This window comes from Shewanella jiangmenensis, from assembly GCF_018596335.1.
Taxonomy (GTDB): domain Bacteria; phylum Pseudomonadota; class Gammaproteobacteria; order Enterobacterales; family Shewanellaceae; genus Shewanella; species Shewanella jiangmenensis.
Genome location: NZ_JAHEPS010000030.1, coordinates 1 through 713 on the forward strand (window position 1 = coordinate 1; position 713 = coordinate 713).

A 713-nucleotide genomic window follows, 5' to 3' on the forward strand; every position below is an offset into this window, starting at 1 on the left:
CAGATGGACGGCGCAATCCTGGTAGTAGCTGCGACTGACGGCCCAATGCCACAGACTCGCGAGCACATCCTGCTGTCTCGTCAGGTAGGCGTACCTTTCATCATCGTGTTCATGAACAAGTGTGACATGGTAGATGACGAAGAGCTGCTGGAACTGGTAGAGATGGAAGTTCGTGAACTGCTGTCTGAGTACGACTTCCCAGGTGATGACCTGCCAGTAATTCAGGGTTCTGCTCTGAAAGCGCTGGAAGGTGACCCAGCATGGGAAGCCAAGATCCTCGAGCTGGCTGCAGCCCTGGATTCTTACATCCCTGAGCCAGAGCGTGCTATCGACAAGCCGTTCCTGATGCCAATCGAAGACGTATTCTCTATCTCTGGCCGTGGTACTGTAGTTACCGGTCGTGTAGAGCGCGGTATCATCAAAGTTGGTGAAGAAGTAGAAATCGTTGGTATCAAAGATACCACCAAGACTACCTGTACTGGCGTTGAGATGTTCCGTAAGCTGCTGGACGAAGGTCGTGCCGGTGAGAACTGCGGTATCCTGCTGCGTGGTACCAAGCGTGATGAAGTTGAGCGTGGTCAGGTTCTGTCCAAGCCAGGCACCATCAAGCCACACACCAAGTTCGAATCAGAAGTATACGTACTGTCTAAAGAAGAAGGTGGTCGTCACACCCCATTCTTCAAAGGCTACCGTCCACAGTTCTACTTCCGTAC

At 52.3% G+C, this 713-nt stretch carries 1 protein-coding gene; it reads left to right on the forward strand.

Annotated features, from left to right (window positions below; all coding sequences use genetic code 11):
* The coding region (locus tag KJI95_RS19390; protein ID WP_214508840.1) for an elongation factor Tu at nt 1-713 on the forward strand (713 nt) is incomplete at both ends.